This is a genomic window from Serratia marcescens (genome assembly GCF_029846115.1).
GTDB lineage: Bacteria > Pseudomonadota > Gammaproteobacteria > Enterobacterales > Enterobacteriaceae > Serratia > Serratia marcescens_L.
Genome location: NZ_JARVZZ010000001.1, coordinates 3,659,812 through 3,677,464, shown reverse-complemented (window position 1 = coordinate 3,677,464; position 17,653 = coordinate 3,659,812). Strand labels below are relative to the sequence as shown.

Genomic DNA, 17,653 nt, shown 5'->3' with positions numbered 1-17,653 from the left:
ATGCGCAGCAATGATTAAACAGGTTTCTTTTTTAGCGGCCTTATTATTTTCCTCAATGGCAAATGCGGGGTTTTATTCGGGCAGCGGTTTGCTGGCCGAATCCGGTGGTTACGTAAAAAATAAAAGCGGTGAAGCCACCGTGGCCGAAGCGCTGAATGGCGGCATGTTCATGGGATACGTTGCCGGCGTATTCGATACCTATTCCATGCAGGGCAATCGCAATATCTGCCCGGCGGCCGGGATGAGCATCGGCGTAGCCGCCGACGCGGTGATGCAGTATTTGAACGAGCACCCTGAACAACTGCATTATTCCGCACCGTCGGTGATCATGCTGGCGTTAAGCGCCGCCTATCCCTGCGTGCGCCATTAAGTTCCCATTCCAATTAGTGCGCATTTTTTCATAAGGTGCGCTCGGGGCGCTTTCCGCACGAACTTCAATAGATCAATGCCTGCTGCGCTGTCACCTTATCCCCGTCGGTATTTCCCGAACGGGTCGGGGAGAGACGCGCAGGAGGTAATATGACCGCATTTCACAGTGCCAACATGATGCTCGACTATCAGGATATCGGCTCAGGGCCACTCACGCTGGTGTTGCTGCCCGGCTGGTGCGAACCGAAAACGGTATTCGAACCGTTTATCGCCTTGGCGGCCGAACGCTATCGGGTGATCAGCATCGACTGGCGTGGCCACGGCCTGTCGTCAAAAGCGGCGGAGATGTCGCTGGCGGCGGACGATTTGCTGGAAGATGTGCGTCAGCTACTGACGGCGCTGCGTTTGGATAACGTGGTCACCCTGTCGGTGGCGCACGCCAGCTGGCTGGCGGTGGCGTTGGCCGAAGCGTTGCCGCAGCGGGTGCGGGGCATGGTGTTTCTCGACTGGATCATGACGCAGCCGGAACCGGCGTTCTTTACGGCGGTGAGCCGCATGCAGCAGCCGCAGCAGTGGCTGGCGGCGCGCGATGCCTTGTTCGACTTCTGGCAGGGCGGCATCCGCCACGATCGGGTCAAACGCCATTTGGAGGTCGAGATGGCGCAGGAGGATTACCGGCTCTGGCGTGCCGCCGGCGTGGCCATCGAACAGGCCTACCGGCAATTCGGCTCGCCGCTGCAACGCCTGGCGGGCATGAGCGCGCCGCCGCCGTGCCGACATATCTACTCGTTGGATCGCCGCGACGACTATCTGCGGCAGCAGCAGGCATTTGCCGCCGAGCAGCCGTTTTTCTCCGTGGTGCGCCTAGGAGAGGCTCGCACTCACCTCGGCATTCTGGAACGGCCTGACGCGGTGCTGTGGGCGGTGGAGGATTTTTTGGCGCCGTGAACGCCGTCTGAAGGGGGCCACCGCCGATAAAGTGGGTTTCAACACCTTAGAAAGCCTGTATAATACGCGGTTCGATCCTGATAAACGTATTATGACCGTTGTGGCGCTTGGCCGCGGCGGTATCCCCCCGACGCCTGTGAAGGCGACATTAGAGGTTGCTCAATGAGCGAAAAGTTACAGAAAGTTTTAGCGCGCGCCGGGCATGGCTCGCGTCGTGAAATCGAAACCATGATTGAAGCCGGGCGCGTCAGCGTCGACGGCAAGGTCGCCAAGCTGGGCGATCGCGTTGAAGTGACGCCGGCGATGAAAATTCGTCTGGACGGTCATGTCCTGTCGATCAAAGAATCCGAAGAGGTGGTTTGCCGGGTGCTGGCTTACTACAAACCGGAAGGCGAGCTGTGTACCCGCAGCGATCCTGAAGGCCGCCCGACGGTGTTCGATCGTCTGCCGAAGCTGCGCGGTTCACGCTGGGTGGCGGTAGGGCGCCTGGACGTCAACACCTCCGGTCTGCTGCTGTTCACCACTGATGGCGAACTGGCCAACCGTCTGATGCACCCGAGCCGTGAAGTGGAACGCGAGTACGCGGTACGCGTGTTTGGCCAGGTTGACGATGCGAAAGTGAAGCAGCTGAGCAAGGGCGTGCAGCTGGAAGACGGCCCGGCAGCCTTCCGCACCATTAGCTTCCAGGGCGGGGAAGGCCTCAACCAGTGGTACAACGTGACCCTGACCGAAGGCCGCAACCGTGAAGTACGTCGCCTGTGGGAAGCGGTGGGCGTGCAAGTGAGCCGCCTGATCCGCGTGCGCTACGGTGACATCGATCTGCCGAAAGGCCTGCCGCGCGGAGGCTGGGCCGAACTGGATCTGCCGGCGATCAACTACCTGCGCGAGCTGGTGGAACTGAAACCGGAAACGGTCAGCAAAATGCCGGTGGAGCGTGAGCGCCGCCGCGTGAAGGCCAACCAGATCCGCCGTGCGGTCAAGCGACACTCACAGGTGGCCGGCAGCGGCCGCCGCAGTGCGCCAGGCAGCAAGCCGGGTAAACCGGGCAAGCCAAGCAAACGCAGCTAATCTCTCATTCTGGCCCCGTTCGGGGCCAGAACTTTGTGTTACCAATCGATCCCCTGTTGTGCCTTCACGCCTGCATCGAACGCGTGTTTCACCGGCCGCATCTCCGTGACCGTATCCGCCAGTTCCAGCAGATCGCGATGGCAACCGCGCCCGGTCAGGATCACCGTTTGGTGCGCAGGGCGCCGCAGGAGCGCTTCCTTCAGCTCTTCCAGTTCCAGATAGCCGTAGGTCAGCATGTAGGTCACTTCGTCCAGCAGCACCAGATCCAGGCTGCTGTCGGCCAGCATGCGCTTGCCGTGCTGCCAGACCGCTTGGCAGGCGGCGGTATCGCCGGCCTTGTTCTGCGTCTCCCAGGTGAAGCCGGTGGCCATCACCTGAAATTCAACGCCATGTTGCTGCAGCAGATTTTTTTCGCCATTGGGCCACTCGCCCTTGATGAACTGGATCACCCCGGCGCGCATGCCGTGGCCAACCGCCCGGGTGACGGTGCCGAAGGCAGCGGTGGTTTTACCCTTGCCGTTGCCGGTAAACACCAGCAGCAGGCCGCGCGTGTCCTGCGCCGCGGCGATGCGGGCATCGACCTGTTCTTTCAGGCGCTGCTGACGCTGTTGATGACGATCTTCCGCCATGAAACGCTCCTTATTATTCGGCCGCGCCGGGTTTACGGTTCGGCTGCGCGTCGAAGCTCATGCCGGTTTTCCGGCGGCTGTCTTCGCCCATCAGATACAGGTACAGCGGCATGATATCGGCGGGGGTCTTCAGCTTGTTCTTGTCTTCGTGCGGGAAGGCGGATGCGCGCATTTTGGTGCGGGTGCCGCCAGGATTGATGCAGTTCACCCGCAGATTACGGTTTTTATACTCGTCGGCCAACACCTGCATCATGCCTTCGGTGGCGAATTTCGACACCGCATAGGCACCCCAGTCTGCGCGGCCGGTGCGCCCGACGCTGGAACTGGTGAACACCAGCGAACCGGCGTGGGATTTCAGCAGCAGCGGCAGCAGCGCCTGAGTCAGCATAAAGGTAGCGTTGACGTTAACCTGCATCACCTCTTGCCACATGGTCATCGACAGGTCGGCCATCGGCGCGATGTCGCCGAGCAGGCCGGCGTTGTGCAGCACGCCGTCAAGGCGGGGGATCTGGCGCGCCAGATCGTCGGCTATCTGCCGGCATTGCTCCTGAGTGGCGTGCAGTAAGTCCAGCGTCACTACCCGGGCCGGGGCGCCGCCCTGGACCGCGATCTCTTGTTGTACCGCCAGCAGTTTGCTCTCGGTGCGCCCCAGCAGCACCAACTGGGCACCGAAGCGCGCGTAGGTCAGCGCCGCTTCGCGGCCGATGCCGTCGCCGGCGCCGGTGACCAAAATAATACGTTGTTCGAGCAGATCTTGTTTGGGTTGGTAATGCACGATAAATCCTCGCCTGGGTGGCTGTTCTCCCGCAGATATCGGGGAGCAAGGGTGAAACGCGCGGCCGGGGCGGGAGCGAAGGCTCGACCGTATGCGGGCCGCGCAGCGAATCCGTCTCATCATATTGATGAATAATGGGTGTTATATGCCTTAATCCGCGGGCATTTTCAATGCGTAGCAGGCTGAAATGGCATTCTTTTGTAACAAAAGCGCGGCAGCGGCGCCTTGGTTCGACCGTAAATCGTCCCCATAGTGATGCTCTGTACGCAATGAATTTTCATTTAGCCGCGACAGCAGCCGCTGCGGTTGGCTAAAATGGAAATAAGCATACTAACAACCTGTAAATAAAGGCGGAATCTGTGGAGTTTATATCTGTTTATGGCCTGTTTCTGGCCAAGGTCGCCACGGTGGTGCTCGCCATCGCCGCGTTGGCCATCCTGGCGGTCAGTTTGGGGCAACGCAAGAGCCGCCAGAAAGGGGAGCTGCAGCTGACCGATCTCGGCGAACAGTATCGTGAGATGCAACGCGATATGCGCCTGGCGCGCATGGATGCCGCCGAACAGAAGGTTTGGCTGAAACAGTTCAAGAAGCAGACCAAATCGGATGACAAATTGAAGAAACAGCGCGCCAAGTCCGGCGCGGTGGAAGTGGCCAAGCCGTGTCTGTATGTGCTGGATTTCAAAGGCAGCATGGACGCGCACGAGGTAACCTCACTGCGCGAAGAAATCTCGGCGGTGTTGGCGGTGGCGTCGGCGCAGGATGAAGTCCTGCTGCGTCTGGAAAGCCCTGGCGGAGTGGTGCACGGCTACGGCCTGGCGGCTTCGCAGCTGGAGCGCCTGCGCAAAGGCGGCATTCGCCTGACGGTAGCGGTGGATAAAGTGGCGGCCAGCGGCGGCTACATGATGGCCTGCGTCGCGGATCGCATCGTGGCGGCGCCGTTCGCCATCATCGGCTCCATCGGCGTGGTGGCGCAGATCCCGAACTTCCACCGCCTGCTGAAAAAGAATGACATCGACGTAGAGTTGCACACCGCCGGGCAGTTCAAACGCACGCTGACGCTGTTCGGTGAAAACACCGAACAGGGGCGCGAGAAGTTCCGCGAAGATCTGAACGAAACCCACGAGCTGTTCAAGCGCTTTGTGCATGAGCAGCGCCCGTCGCTGGATATCGACAGCGTCGCCACCGGTGAACACTGGTTCGGTTCACAGGCGAAAGAGAAGGGCTTGATCGACGCCATCGGCACCAGCGATGACTTGCTGATCGCCGAGCTGGATAACCATGAAGTGATCGCCGTGCGCTATACGCGCCGCAAACGCTTGATGGATCGCTTCACCGGCAGCGCGGCGGAAAGCGTCGATCGCTTGCTGTTGCGCTGGTGGCAGCGTGGAGAAAAGCCGCTGCTGTAACGGCGGCGATAGCGTGAATCAACGGGGGCCAGGTGCCCCCGTTTTCTTTTCTCAATCGACCAGGTGGTATTTTTCCGAAAGCAGATGGGCCAAATGTTTAAACATATTAAATACCGCGGTGGTTTTGGCGGTGGGCAATCCGTCGGCATCCAAAAAGTATTCGCCGCGGAAAACTAAAACGCCGCTTTTTTGTTCAACATCAGTGGCGATCATGCCGTGCAGATAATCTTCGTGTTGGCGGATGATGTTATTTGCTTCCGCCAGCAGGGCCTCGCGGCCGATAGGGGCAGTATTCGTGTGCATTTATTAGACTCCAAACTAAAAACTCTGCGCATATTCTAACGCCGGTTCGCTTTTATCCGCAAACCGACTAAGGTTTATTTGCCGTCTGGATGGCCACGGGCGGCCGCCGGTTGGCGAAATCGGTCTTTCCGTGCTAATTAGGTTGCGTGACGCTTTTTATCAGGTACAGTGTGGGATTTTGCGGCGTCGGGTGGAAGGTTTTGTTTACGCCATGAATAAAACTCACACAGCCATACTTCTGGGGCATGAGTGAATAGCAGGCAGGATCAACAACTTGCGTTCAGGTTGAGCAGTTGGGCAACCAAAAGAAAAAAATCTGTTGATCTCTTGCCAGACTGCCGCAATATAAAAAAAGAGACACGAATTGCCGCGGCACGGCGAGATAAAAGACTTCTTTTTAGAAGAAATAAATTAGGTAAAGGTAAATATGGGTAAAGCTCTCGTAATAGTTGAGTCCCCGGCAAAAGCCAAAACTATTAATAAATATTTAGGAAGTGACTACGTGGTGAAGTCCAGCGTCGGTCATATCCGTGATTTGCCGACCAGTGGCTCAGCCAGCAAAAAGAGCGCTGACTCAACCGAAGACAAAGCCAAGAAAAAAGTTAAAAAAGATGAGAAGGCGGCGCTGGTAAATCGCATGGGCGTCGACCCTTACCACGGCTGGAAAGCGCATTATGAAATCCTGCCGGGTAAAGAAAAAGTGGTCGCCGAGTTAAAATCGTTGGCGGAAAACGCCGACCACATTTATCTCGCAACCGACCTTGACCGCGAAGGGGAAGCCATCGCCTGGCACCTACGGGAAGTGATCGGTGGGGATGACAAACGCTTTAGCCGCGTGGTGTTTAACGAAATCACCAAAAACGCGATCCAACAGGCGTTCAAACAGCCGGGCGAGCTGAACATTGACCGCGTCAACGCGCAGCAGGCGCGCCGGTTCATGGACCGCGTGGTGGGCTATATGGTCTCGCCGCTGCTGTGGAAGAAAATCGCCCGCGGCCTGTCCGCTGGCCGCGTGCAGTCGGTGGCGGTGCGCCTGGTGGTTGAGCGCGAGCGCGACATCAAGGCCTTCGTGCCGGAAGAGTACTGGGAGCTGCATGCCGATCTGCTGGCGAAGGGTGAAACCGCGCTGCAGATGGAAGTGACCCACGCGCACGACAAACCGTTCAAGCCGGTCAATCGCGAGCAGACTCACGCCGCGGTCAAGCTGCTGGAAAAAGCCCGCTACACGGTGCTGGATCGCGAAGACAAACCGACCAGCAGCAAACCGGGCGCGCCTTTCATTACCTCCACGCTGCAACAGGCCGCCAGCACCCGCCTGAGCTTCGGCGTGAAGAAAACCATGATGATGGCGCAACGGCTGTATGAAGCCGGCCACATCACCTATATGCGTACCGATTCCACCAACCTGAGCCAGGATGCGCTCAACATGGTGCGTGGCTACATCGGCGACAACTTCGGCGACAAATACCTGCCGAAGGCACCGAATCAGTACAGCAGCAAAGAGAATTCGCAGGAAGCGCACGAAGCGATCCGACCTTCGGACGTGAACGTGCTCGCCGAGCAGTTGAAAGACATGGAAGCGGACGCGCAGAAGCTGTATCAGCTGATCTGGCGCCAGTTCGTCGCCTGCCAGATGACGCCGGCGCAATACGATTCCACCACGCTGACGGTGAAAGCCGGCGATTATCAGCTGCGCGCCAAGGGCCGTACGCTGCGCTTTGACGGCTGGACCAAGGTGATGCCGGCGTTGCGCAAGGGCGATGAAGATCGCACCCTGCCATACGTCGAAATCGGCAGCGAGCTGGATCTGCAGAAACTGATCCCGAGCCAGCACTTCACCAAGCCGCCGGCGCGCTACAGCGAAGCCTCACTGGTGAAAGAGCTGGAAAAACGCGGCATCGGCCGCCCGTCCACCTACGCCTCCATCATCTCGACCATTCAGGATCGCGGTTATGTGCGGGTGGAAAGCCGCCGCTTCTATGCCGAGAAAATGGGCGAAATCGTCACCGATCGCCTGGAAGAAAACTTCCGCGAGCTGATGAACTATGACTTCACAGCGCGCATGGAAGACGGTCTCGATGAGGTCGCCAACAACCAGGCCGAGTGGAAAGCGGTGCTGGACGAGTTCTTCGTCGACTTCAGCGAGCAGCTGGAAACGGCGGAGAAGGATCCGGAAGAAGGCGGCATGCGGCCTAACCAAATGGTGATGACCAGCATCGACTGCCCGACCTGTGGCCGCAAGATGGGTATCCGTACTGCCAGCACCGGCGTGTTCCTCGGCTGTTCCGGCTACGCGCTGCCGCCGAAGGAGCGCTGCAAAACCACCATCAACCTGGTGCCGGAAGCGGAAGTGCTCAACATCCTCGAAGGCGACGACGCGGAAACCAACGCGCTGCGCGCCCGCCGCCGCTGCCAGAAATGCGGTACGGCGATGGACAGCTATCTGATCGATAACCAGCGCAAACTGCACGTTTGCGGTAACAACCCGGCGTGCGACGGCTATGAGATTGAAGAGGGCGAGTTCCGCCTGAAAGGCTACGATGGCCCGGTGGTGGAGTGCGACAAGTGCGGCTCGGAAATGCACCTGAAAATGGGGCGCTTCGGCAAGTACATGGGTTGCACCAACGAGAACTGCAAAAACACCCGCAAGATCCTGCGCAACGGCGATGTCGCACCGCCGAAGGAAGATCCGGTGCCGTTGCCGGAGCTGCCGTGCGAGAAGTCCGACGCCTATTTCGTGCTGCGTGACGGTGCTGCCGGCGTGTTCCTGGCGGCCAACACCTTCCCTAAATCGCGCGAGACCCGTGCGCCGCTGGTGGAAGAGCTGGCTCGCTTCAAGGATCGCCTGCCGGAGAAGCTGCGCTATCTGGCCGATGCGCCGGTGGCGGATGCCGAAGGCAATAAAACGCTGGTGCGTTTCAGCCGTAAAACCAAACAGCAGTATGTCTCCTCTGAAAAAGACGGCAAGGCGACCGGTTGGTCTGCGTTTTACGTGGACGGCAAGTGGGTCGAAGGCAAGAAGTAAGGCCGCAGCCCTGCCTGCAAGATGAAAAACCAGCCCTGGCGGCTGGTTTTTTATTGGTGAAAAGCGGCAAACGGATCTATCCTTTGCTGTTTTTATCCCTCCGCTACCGTCGTTTCACGTTGATACCAATGCAAAATAATCGTTATCATAGTGTGACGCGGATCTATACTTGAAGCTGCAACGTGGTATAGTGGTTATATAAAAAGTTTTTTTATTATTAAAGCTTATTAACAACGGCGCTTTCTTCACCATCAGGGTAGAACACGGTGTTTATGGCTTGTGAGTTTCAGCATACCGGGGCGACACCGATATACCTGGCTGCGGGTAAGCCGCAGTGTTTAACCTAGGATGGTATAAGATATGAAATTGCAGCAGCTTCGTTACATTGTGGAAGTGGTTAACCACAACCTGAATGTCTCCTCGACGGCAGAAGGGCTCTATACCTCGCAACCCGGCATCAGTAAACAGGTGCGTATGCTCGAAGATGAGCTGGGCATCCAGATTTTCGCCCGCAGCGGCAAACACCTGACCCAGGTCACCCCGGCCGGCCAGGAAATCATTCGCATTGCGCGTGAAGTGTTGTCCAAAGTGGACGCCATCAAAGCCGTTGCCGGTGAACACACCTACCCGGACAAAGGCTCGCTGTACGTCGCCACCACGCATACGCAGGCTCGCTACGCCTTGCCCAACGTGATCAAGGGCTTTATCGAGCGTTACCCGCGTGTCTCGCTGCACATGCATCAGGGCTCGCCGACGCAGATCGCCGAAGCGGTCTCCAAGGGCACCGCCGATTTCGCCATCGCCACTGAAGCGCTGCATCTGTATGACGATCTCATCATGCTGCCGTGCTACCACTGGAACCGTGCGGTGGTAGTGAAGCCCGATCATCCTTTGGCGGGCAAAAGCAGCATCAGCATTGAAGAGCTGGCAGCTTATCCGATCGTCACTTACACCTTCGGCTTTACCGGCCGCTCGGAGCTGGACACCGCCTTCAATCGCGCCGGCCTCACGCCTCGCATCGTCTTTACCGCTACCGACGCCGACGTGATCAAAACCTACGTGCGTTTGGGATTGGGGGTGGGGGTGATCGCCAGCATGGCGGTGGATCCGGTGCAGGATCCGGATCTGGTGACGGTGGATGCGCGCGATATATTCACCTACAGCACCACCAAGATCGGTTTCCGCCGCAGCACCTTCCTGCGTAGCTACATGTACGACTTCATTCAGCGCTTCGCGCCGCACCTGACGCGCGACGTGGTCGACAGCGCGGTGGCGCTGCGCTCCAACGAAGAAATCGAGGCGATGTTCAAGGACATCAAGCTGCCGATTAAGTAACCGTTGACGATATCAAGTCAATCCCGGTTAGGTGCCTGCCTAACCGGTTTTTTTTGCCCGGAAATCCGTGCCATCTTGTTTCTCAGGATCATCCTGAAAAGTCGCTGCCCTCTTTTCAACCCGTTAGCGTCTGAGTAGAGTGCAAACGTTCGGATCATTGAATAGGGAAATTCAACGTTATGCAGATATGCAGACTTAACTACAACGATGCCTCTCCAGACCGCCGCGTGCTGAAACTCCACGTCTACGGGGTGGGGACGTTTCCGGTGTTTTCAGGCAAGCCGAGTATGCTAAATCGTCCTGATTGCTCTTTCAGAGACAAAGGGGCGCTACCCCCGGGGCAGTATTGGATTGTTGATCGCCCTCATGGGAGTATACGAAACCAGCTGGAATCATTAGGTAAAGACATATGGCATGGAACAAACCATTCTACGTGGCTTGGTTTGTTCAGTTTCCAAACGCTTACCGATAATTTGTGGATTAATGGACAAGATCGAGGCGGCTTTCGCATTCATCCATTGAGACCTAATGGCGAAGGAGAATCATGGGGTTGCATTACCTTCTACCATATTGCTGATTTTAATCGATTTCGACACGCACTCGTCCAACGTAGAAAATTCAAAATCCCCGGCTCACGTGTAGGTATCATGTCCTATGGTAGGGTAGATGTTACGGGTTCAACTAACTACGAGGCTTGCGATGTTTAAGAATTTGATGCTGTTTGCAACTTGTTTCATAGCGTCGTTTTTTATTCTTAACAAAATCCCGGTGCTTAAAAATCTGGTTGATATTACTGTAAATCAGGTTGGTGACTGGATGAATGCCGCTAACATAGCGAAAAGTGATGGAGAGTTTGATCCAGCGTTTCTCCCCGTGGTGATAACCTATATGTTGCTCGCGACATTTATTTTAATGGCCGTCGTCAAACGCTTAGTGCGTAAACCCCGCTAAAGCCGCGGGATTTTCCCTGCCAAAACGCCGCCTCGTTGCGGCGTTTTTGTTGGCGCATTGCCTAACCCCTTGGCGGCGCTCGTACTTCCTTCCTGCTGATTGTTCCCGCCTATCGTTGTGATCAAATCGTGTTGTTATCAAAACGTTAACTTATCTTTGTGGTATCTTTAAACAAGACCTCACTGATTACCCTGTTTTAGTCACAATAAGAAATGGAGGAGCTATGTCGTCCGATCTTCGTGAAACGAGTCTGGATAAGCTGGTTGCGCTGAATAGCGAGTATTACTACTACAGCCTGCCGCTGGCGGCGAAGCAGCTGGGTGATATCGACCGGTTGCCGAAATCAATGAAAGTGCTGTTGGAAAACCTGCTGCGCCATGTGGATGGCGACACCGTGCAGGTTGACGACCTCAAGGCCATCGTCGCCTGGCTGCAAACCGGCCATGCTGATCGTGAGATCGCCTACCGTCCGGCGCGCGTGCTGATGCAGGATTTTACCGGCGTTCCAGCGGTGGTGGATCTGGCGGCGATGCGCGAAGCGGTACGGCGGCTGGGCGGCAACGTCGACCAGGTGAACCCGCTGTCGCCGGTGGATCTGGTGATTGACCACTCGGTTACCGTTGATGAATTTGGCGATGACAACGCCTTTGAAGACAACGTACGTATCGAAATGCAGCGCAACCACGAGCGCTACACCTTTCTGCGCTGGGGGCAGAAAGCCTTCAACCGCTTCCGCGTGGTGCCACCGGGCACCGGCATCTGTCACCAGGTTAACCTCGAATACCTTGGCCAAACGGTCTGGCACAGCGACGAAAGCGGCCGCCGTGTGGCTTATCCCGATACCCTGGTGGGCACCGATTCCCACACCACCATGATCAACGGTCTCGGCATCCTCGGCTGGGGCGTCGGCGGCATCGAAGCGGAAGCGGCGATGCTGGGCCAGCCGGTGTCGATGCTGATCCCGGACGTGGTCGGCTTCAAGCTGACCGGCAAGCTCCGCGAGGGGATTACCGCCACCGACCTGGTGCTGACCGTTACCCAAATGCTGCGCAAGCACGGCGTTGTCGGCAAGTTCGTCGAGTTTTACGGCGATGGGCTGGCCGATCTGCCGCTGGCGGACCGGGCAACCATCGCCAACATGTCGCCGGAGTTCGGCGCCACCTGTGGTTTCTTCCCGGTGGATGACGTTACGCTCGGCTATATGAAGCTTAGCGGCCGCAGCGCCGAACAAATCGCGCTGGTGGAAGCCTACGCCAAAGCGCAGGGCATGTGGCGTAACCCGGGTGATGAACCGGTCTTCACCAGCTCGCTGGCGCTGGACATGTCGACGGTGGAAGCCAGCCTCGCCGGGCCGAAACGCCCGCAGGATCGCGTTGCGCTGCCGAATGTGCCACAGGCGTTCAAGGCCGCCACCGAGCTGGACATCGGGGGGCACAAGGCCAATACCGACAGCAAAACCTTTACGCTGGACGGGCAGCAGCACGAACTGCGCGACGGCGCGGTGGTGATCGCGGCGATCACCTCCTGCACCAACACCTCCAACCCGAGTGTGATGATGGCGGCTGGCCTGCTGGCGAAAAACGCCGTCAAGAAAGGGCTGCGCAGCAAGCCCTGGGTAAAAACCTCGCTGGCGCCGGGATCCAAAGTGGTGACCGACTACTTCGATAGCGCCAAACTCACCGCCTATCTGGAAGAGCTGGGGTTCAACCTGGTGGGGTATGGCTGTACCACCTGCATCGGTAACTCCGGCCCGCTGCCGGACCCGATCGAGCAGGCGATCAAAGAGGGCGATCTGACCGTGGGCGCCGTGCTGTCGGGTAACCGCAACTTCGAAGGGCGCATCCACCCGCTGGTGAAAACCAACTGGTTGGCCTCGCCGCCGCTGGTGGTGGCTTATGCGCTGGCGGGCAGCATGAAGACTGACCTGACTAAAGAGCCGCTGGGCGAGGGCAACGACGGTCAGCCGGTCTATTTGAAGGACATCTGGCCGAGCAGCCAGGACATCGCTCGGGCGGTGGAAGAAGTGCGCACCGAGATGTTCCACAAGGAATACGGCGAAGTGTTCGACGGCGACGCCAACTGGCAGGCGATCCAGGTGACCGGTTCGGCAACCTATCAGTGGCAGGAGGATTCTACCTATATCCGCCATCCGCCGTTCTTCAGCACCATGAAGGTGAAGCCGGACCCGGTGCAGGACATCAAAGACGCGCGTATTCTGGCGATTCTGGCCGATTCGGTGACCACCGACCACATCTCGCCGGCGGGTAACATCAAGCGCGACAGCCCGGCGGGGCGTTACCTGAGCGAGCACGGCGTGGCGCCGCAGGATTTCAACTCCTACGGCTCGCGCCGCGGCAACCACGAAGTGATGATGCGCGGCACCTTCGCCAATATCCGCATCCGCAACGAAATGGTGCCGGGCGTGGAAGGCGGCTATACCCGCCATATCCCGTCGCAGCAGCAGCTGTCTATCTACGACGCCGCCATGCAGTATCAGCAGGAAAAGGTGCCGCTGGCGGTGATCGCCGGTAAAGAGTATGGTTCCGGCTCCAGCCGCGACTGGGCGGCGAAAGGGCCGCGCCTGCTGGGCGTGCGGGTGGTGATTGCCGAGTCCTTCGAGCGTATCCACCGCTCCAACCTGATCGGCATGGGGATTTTGCCGCTGGAGTTCCCGCAAGGGGTGACGCGCAAAACCCTGGGGCTGACCGGGGATGAGCAGATCAGCGTCGGCGGCCTGCAGCAGCTGCAGCCGGGCCAGACGGTGCCGGTGCACATCACCTATGCCGACGGGCGCAAGGAAGTGATCGACACCCGTTGCCGTATCGATACCGGCAATGAGCTGACCTACTACGAAAACGACGGCATCCTGCACTATGTGATCAGGAAAATGCTGTAATTAAGCAATAAAAAGGGCGCCGCAAGGCGCCCTGATTGTTTCCGCGGCGGCGATCACTTCTGGTCGAGCAAATGGCCCATTTTGGCGGCCTTGGTCGCCAGGTAGTGCTCGTTCTTCGGGTTGCGGCCGACGATCAGCGGCACGCGCTCGCTGATGTTGATGCCGGCTTCGGTCAGGATCTCGACCTTTTTCGGGTTGTTGGTCAGCAAACGCACCGCGTCGACGCCCAGCAGTTTGAACATGTCGGCGCACAGGGTGAAGTCGCGCTCGTCGGCGGCGAAGCCGAGCTGGTGGTTGGCTTCCACGGTGTCTGCGCCCTTATCCTGCAGGGCATAGGCGCGGATCTTGTTCAACAGGCCGATATTGCGGCCCTCCTGGCGATGATAAAGCAGGATGCCGCGGCCTTCTTCGGCGATTTGCTCCAGCGCGGCTTCCAGTTGAAAACCGCAGTCGCAGCGCAGGCTGAACAGGGCATCGCCGGTCAGACATTCGGAATGCACGCGCGCGAGCACCGGCGCTTCGCCGGAAATATCACCGAATACCAGCGCCAGATGGTCATGCCCGGTCGCCAGTTCTTCGAATCCGACCATCAGGAAATCGCCCCAAGGTGTCGGCAGTTTAGCCTCTGCCACCCGTTTAAGCTGCATGTCACTCTCCACAAAAGCGTACGATCCAATCATTGTCGCGCATCCTAAGTCCGGTTCGGTAAATTGACCAAGACTAAAACGTGCTACGCCGATCTCTATTTCGTTAATTATCGGCTATTTTGCCACAACTTCTTGCCGGGCGGTGCTCAGCAAACCAGCAGATGGCGTTTTCCGGCCGCCTATTATTGCGATAGGTTGCCTATCTGTTTAATTTTTCGCGTGTTATCAAGATTACACTCTTGTTACACTGCAGCCTGATTCACGCAGAGGAAAACAGGAATGTATGAGATAGCAAAACGTACGGCGGGCGGCGCGCTGCTGTTGCTGTTGATGCCGCTGGTCGTCTGGGCATCCGGCTGGCACTGGCAGCCCGGCGGCAATGAGCCGCTGCTCAAAGCGCTGTACTGGGTGACCGAAACCGTGACCTCGCCGTGGGGCATTCTGACCAGCGCTATCCTCTGCGGTTGGTTTTTGTGGTGCCTGCGCTTTCGGCTGAAAGCGGCCATCGGTCTGGCGCTCCTGCTTTTCGCCGCGCTGGTGATCGGGCAGGGGGTCAAGTCGTTAATCAAGGATCGGGTGCAGGAACCGCGGCCGTTTGTGGTATGGCTGGAACAAACCCACGGCGTGGACGGCAAATACTTCTATTCGCTGCATCGCAAAGAGCGCAGTGCGCTGGTGCGCGAGCAACTGCAGGATCAGACGCTGGTGCCGAACTGGCTGCGCAAGCACTGGCAGTTTGAAACCGGCTTCGCTTTCCCATCGGGGCACACCATGTTCGCCGCCACCTGGGCGCTGTTGGGCGTAGGGCTGCTGTGGCCGCGCCGCCATTATAAAACCGTCGCGTTGCTGATGGTGTGGGCGACCGGCGTGATGGGCAGCCGCCTGCTGTTGGGCATGCACTGGCCGCGCGATCTGGCGATGGCTACGCTGATCAGCTGGCTGCTGGTGGTGGTCACCTGCTGGTTGGCGCAGCGCTGGTTCGGCCCGCTGACGCCGCCGCCGCAAGAGCAGCAGGAAATCGCGGCACGCAAGCCGGAGATATGATCGCTATGTGACTATGTCACAAAAAGGCGGCGTCGGATTGGCGCCGCATTAACCGCTTACATTTTCCCGCCATTGCAATCCGCCCGGTCGCCCCCATATCCTTATAAATTCGACGTTTTGAGAAGCTTTCTCATCAATTTGTTCGCTAAGGCCGTTTACTGCCGAATATGCCAGCAGATATGTGGTTTTATCGTGCCGCAGGGTTTCCCTGCCGCAACGGGAAATGCTAACTTAAGGGTTAGGGACGCCACGTTTTGGCATCGTTCATCCGATTCACTCGGCATCGCGGGAAAGAATGTGAAATATTTGCTGATTTTTTTGTTGGTTCTGGTGATCTTCGTGATTTCCGTCACCTTGGGTGCGCATAACGATCAGGTGGTCAATTTTAACTATCTGGTTGCGCAGGGCGATTATCGCGTATCGACCCTGTTGGCCACGCTGTTTGGCGCCGGTTTCGTTCTCGGTTGGATCATTTGCGGTCTGTTCTATCTGCGCACGCGCATTGCGCTGGGCCGCGCCGAGCGCAAGATCAAAAGGCTGGAGCTGCAGCTTGAGCAGCCCGCTGAACCGGCGGCTCAGCCCGTTGTCAGCAAGGAATAATCCTCTATGTTAGAACTGCTGTTTCTGTTGCTGCCCGTGGCTGCCGCGTACGGTTGGTACATGGGGCGCAGAAGCGCTCAGCAGGATAAACAGCAAGAAGCCAACCGCCTGTCGCGCGAATACGTGGCAGGGGTGAACTTTCTGCTTTCCAACCAGCAGGACAAGGCGGTCGATCTGTTCCTCGACATGTTGAAAGAGGACAGCAACACCGTAGAAGCCCACCTGACGCTGGGTAACCTGTTCCGTTCGCGCGGTGAAGTCGACCGAGCCATCCGCATCCATCAGGCCTTGATGGAAAGCGCCTCCCTGACCTTCGAACAGCGCCTGCTGGCGGTACAGCAGTTGGGCCGCGACTATATGGCGGCCGGGCTGTACGATCGCGCGGAAGACATGTTCAGCCAGTTGACTGACGAAGCGGATTTTCGCGTATCGGCGCTGCAGCAACTGCTGGTGATCCATCAGGCCACCAGCGATTGGCAAAAAGCGATCGACGTGGCGGAAAAATTGGTCAAGCTGGGTAAAGAGAAACAACGCGTCGAAATCGCACACTTCTATTGTGAACTGGCGCTGCAGGCGATGGGCAGCGACGATCTCGATCGGGCGATGAGCCTGCTCAAGCGGGCGGACGCAGCCGATAAACAGTGTGCGCGCGTATCCATCATGTTCGGGCGCATCTACATGGCGCAAAACGACTACGCCAAAGCGGCAGAGTCGCTGCAACGCGTACTGAGCCAGGATAAAGAGTTGGTCAGCGAAACGCTGCCGATGCTGCAGGAATGCTACACGCATCTGCCGGAACAACAGCACAACTGGGCTGAATTCCTGAAGCGCTGCGTGGAGGAGAATACCGGCGCCACCGCCGATCTGATGCTGGCCGAGATCATCGAGCAGCACGAAGGGCGCGACGTGGTACAGGTCTATATCAACCGCCAGCTGCAACGCCATCCGACCATGCGGGTGTTTTACCGGCTGATGGATTATCACCTGGCGGACGCGGAAGACGGCCGGGCGAAAGAGAGCCTGCTGCTGTTGCGCGATATGGTCGGCGAGCAAATTCGCACCAAACCGCGTTACCGCTGTCACAAATGCGGCTTCACCGCGCACTCGCTCTATTGGCATTGCCCGTCGTGCCGCGCCTGGTCATCGGTCAAACCGATCCGTGGTCTGGACGGCCAATAACGCGGCGGCGCGACAAAACAAAACGGGGCGATTTATCGCCCCGTTTTTTATGTTCGTCTGTTCGTCGCTTACTTTTTCTTGCCGCCTTTGGCGCCGGTTTTCAACAGCTGGCGGAGTTTCTTCAGCTCTTTCTGGCTCAGCGGCTGTTCAATTTCTTCTTCGGTGCTTTGATTGTCGATCTCGCCGTGGTGCAGCTCATCCGCCTTTTTGGCCGGTTTTTCTGCTTTGGTGGCGGGCGCGCTGAAGCTGCTTTCCAGTCGCTGGCACACTTCCACGCTCAACGAAAATTCGTTTTCAGCGGCGGCGGCGCGGATTTTTTCCTTGAGTTCCAGAGGAATTTTAATGGTAAGTGTCGATATCTCGCTCATTTTGAAAGCCTTTCTGCAGGAAGATGCCTTCAAGCTAAGCCACTGGCGATCGGGTGTCTAGTGTGTAATAAAAATTTAATTTTTCTGTAACAAATGAGGGCGAGGCAAAC

17 protein-coding genes are annotated in these 17,653 nt (G+C 57.9%); 12 read left to right on the top strand and 5 right to left on the bottom strand.

Annotated elements, in window-relative coordinates; translation table 11 throughout:
- Positions 1-10 precede the first annotated feature (10 nt).
- The 3 genes from QDT79_RS17345 to rluB all read left to right on the top strand — a co-directional run bounded on the left by QDT79_RS17345 (position 11) and on the right by rluB (position 2,385).
- Positions 11-370: a Rap1a/Tai family immunity protein gene (locus QDT79_RS17345; protein WP_046898939.1), complete on the top strand. Its 360-nt coding sequence runs from the start codon at positions 11-13 to the stop codon at positions 368-370.
- Between the two features lie 149 nt (positions 371-519).
- The gene (locus QDT79_RS17340) at positions 520-1,317 is read left to right on the top strand and encodes an alpha/beta fold hydrolase (RefSeq protein ID WP_063990043.1); all 798 of its coding nucleotides are present in this window, start codon (positions 520-522) and stop codon (positions 1,315-1,317) included.
- Positions 1,318-1,479: 162 nt separating this feature from the next.
- Positions 1,480-2,385, top strand: coding sequence for a 23S rRNA pseudouridine(2605) synthase RluB (rluB, locus tag QDT79_RS17335; RefSeq protein ID WP_025303042.1), 906 nt, complete (start codon positions 1,480-1,482; stop codon positions 2,383-2,385).
- Between the two features lie 38 nt (positions 2,386-2,423).
- Here the strand turns inward: rluB and cobO are convergent, their stop codons facing one another.
- Both cobO and QDT79_RS17325 read right to left on the bottom strand, forming a co-directional pair.
- Positions 2,424-3,014 carry a cob(I)yrinic acid a,c-diamide adenosyltransferase gene (gene cobO / locus QDT79_RS17330; protein WP_063990042.1) on the bottom strand — a complete coding sequence of 197 codons (591 nt, stop codon included), beginning with the start codon at positions 3,012-3,014 and terminating at the stop codon, positions 2,424-2,426.
- A 13-nt stretch (positions 3,015-3,027) separates the two neighbouring features.
- The gene (locus QDT79_RS17325) at positions 3,028-3,789 is read right to left on the bottom strand and encodes a YciK family oxidoreductase (protein WP_063990041.1); all 762 of its coding nucleotides are present in this window, start codon (positions 3,787-3,789) and stop codon (positions 3,028-3,030) included.
- Positions 3,790-4,148: 359 nt separating this feature from the next.
- Here QDT79_RS17325 and sohB point away from each other — a divergent pair, with 359 nt between their 5' ends.
- On the top strand, positions 4,149-5,195 hold the full coding sequence (gene sohB / locus QDT79_RS17320; protein ID WP_004930703.1) for a protease SohB: 1,047 nt from the start codon (positions 4,149-4,151) through the stop codon (positions 5,193-5,195).
- Positions 5,196-5,246: 51 nt separating this feature from the next.
- Here the strand turns inward: sohB and QDT79_RS17315 are convergent, their stop codons facing one another.
- A complete protein-coding gene (locus QDT79_RS17315; RefSeq protein ID WP_063990040.1) occupies positions 5,247-5,498 on the bottom strand; it encodes a YciN family protein in 252 nt (83 codons plus the stop codon).
- 427 nt (positions 5,499-5,925) lie between these two features.
- Between QDT79_RS17315 and topA the strand changes: the two genes are divergently transcribed.
- The 5 genes from topA to acnA all read left to right on the top strand — a co-directional run bounded on the left by topA (position 5,926) and on the right by acnA (position 13,705).
- Positions 5,926-8,523, top strand: coding sequence for a type I DNA topoisomerase (gene topA, locus QDT79_RS17310; RefSeq protein WP_004930691.1), 2,598 nt, complete (start codon positions 5,926-5,928; stop codon positions 8,521-8,523).
- Between the two features lie 360 nt (positions 8,524-8,883).
- Positions 8,884-9,858, top strand: coding sequence for an HTH-type transcriptional regulator CysB (gene cysB, locus QDT79_RS17305; protein WP_004930690.1), 975 nt, complete (start codon positions 8,884-8,886; stop codon positions 9,856-9,858).
- Positions 9,859-10,037: 179 nt separating this feature from the next.
- On the top strand, positions 10,038-10,565 hold the full coding sequence (locus QDT79_RS17300; protein ID WP_072270247.1) for a DUF2778 domain-containing protein: 528 nt from the start codon (positions 10,038-10,040) through the stop codon (positions 10,563-10,565).
- The gene (locus QDT79_RS17295; protein WP_074181211.1) at positions 10,558-10,809 is read left to right on the top strand and encodes a hypothetical protein; all 252 of its coding nucleotides are present in this window, start codon (positions 10,558-10,560) and stop codon (positions 10,807-10,809) included. Before QDT79_RS17300 ends, QDT79_RS17295 begins: the two co-directional genes overlap by 8 nt.
- Before the next feature lie 223 nt (positions 10,810-11,032).
- Positions 11,033-13,705: an aconitate hydratase AcnA gene (gene acnA / locus QDT79_RS17290; protein ID WP_308316816.1), complete on the top strand. Its 2,673-nt coding sequence runs from the start codon at positions 11,033-11,035 to the stop codon at positions 13,703-13,705.
- Between the two features lie 53 nt (positions 13,706-13,758).
- Here acnA and ribA read toward each other — a convergent pair whose 3' ends face one another.
- Positions 13,759-14,352 carry a GTP cyclohydrolase II gene (ribA, locus tag QDT79_RS17285; protein ID WP_019452695.1) on the bottom strand — a complete coding sequence of 198 codons (594 nt, stop codon included), beginning with the start codon at positions 14,350-14,352 and terminating at the stop codon, positions 13,759-13,761.
- 279 nt (positions 14,353-14,631) lie between these two features.
- Between ribA and pgpB the strand changes: the two genes are divergently transcribed.
- The 3 genes from pgpB to lapB all read left to right on the top strand — a co-directional run bounded on the left by pgpB (position 14,632) and on the right by lapB (position 17,175).
- The gene (pgpB, locus tag QDT79_RS17280) at positions 14,632-15,396 is read left to right on the top strand and encodes a phosphatidylglycerophosphatase B (protein WP_063990036.1); all 765 of its coding nucleotides are present in this window, start codon (positions 14,632-14,634) and stop codon (positions 15,394-15,396) included.
- Positions 15,397-15,693: 297 nt separating this feature from the next.
- Positions 15,694-15,996, top strand: coding sequence for a LapA family protein (locus QDT79_RS17275; RefSeq protein ID WP_004930650.1), 303 nt, complete (start codon positions 15,694-15,696; stop codon positions 15,994-15,996).
- Positions 15,997-16,002: 6 nt separating this feature from the next.
- A complete protein-coding gene (gene lapB / locus QDT79_RS17270) occupies positions 16,003-17,175 on the top strand; it encodes a lipopolysaccharide assembly protein LapB (RefSeq protein WP_025303023.1) in 1,173 nt (390 codons plus the stop codon).
- 68 nt (positions 17,176-17,243) lie between these two features.
- Here lapB and QDT79_RS17265 read toward each other — a convergent pair whose 3' ends face one another.
- Positions 17,244-17,543 (bottom strand): Arc family DNA-binding protein, encoded by a 300-nt coding sequence (locus QDT79_RS17265; protein WP_015378033.1) that lies wholly within the window; start codon positions 17,541-17,543, stop codon positions 17,244-17,246.
- Between the last annotated feature and the right edge of the window lie 110 nt (positions 17,544-17,653).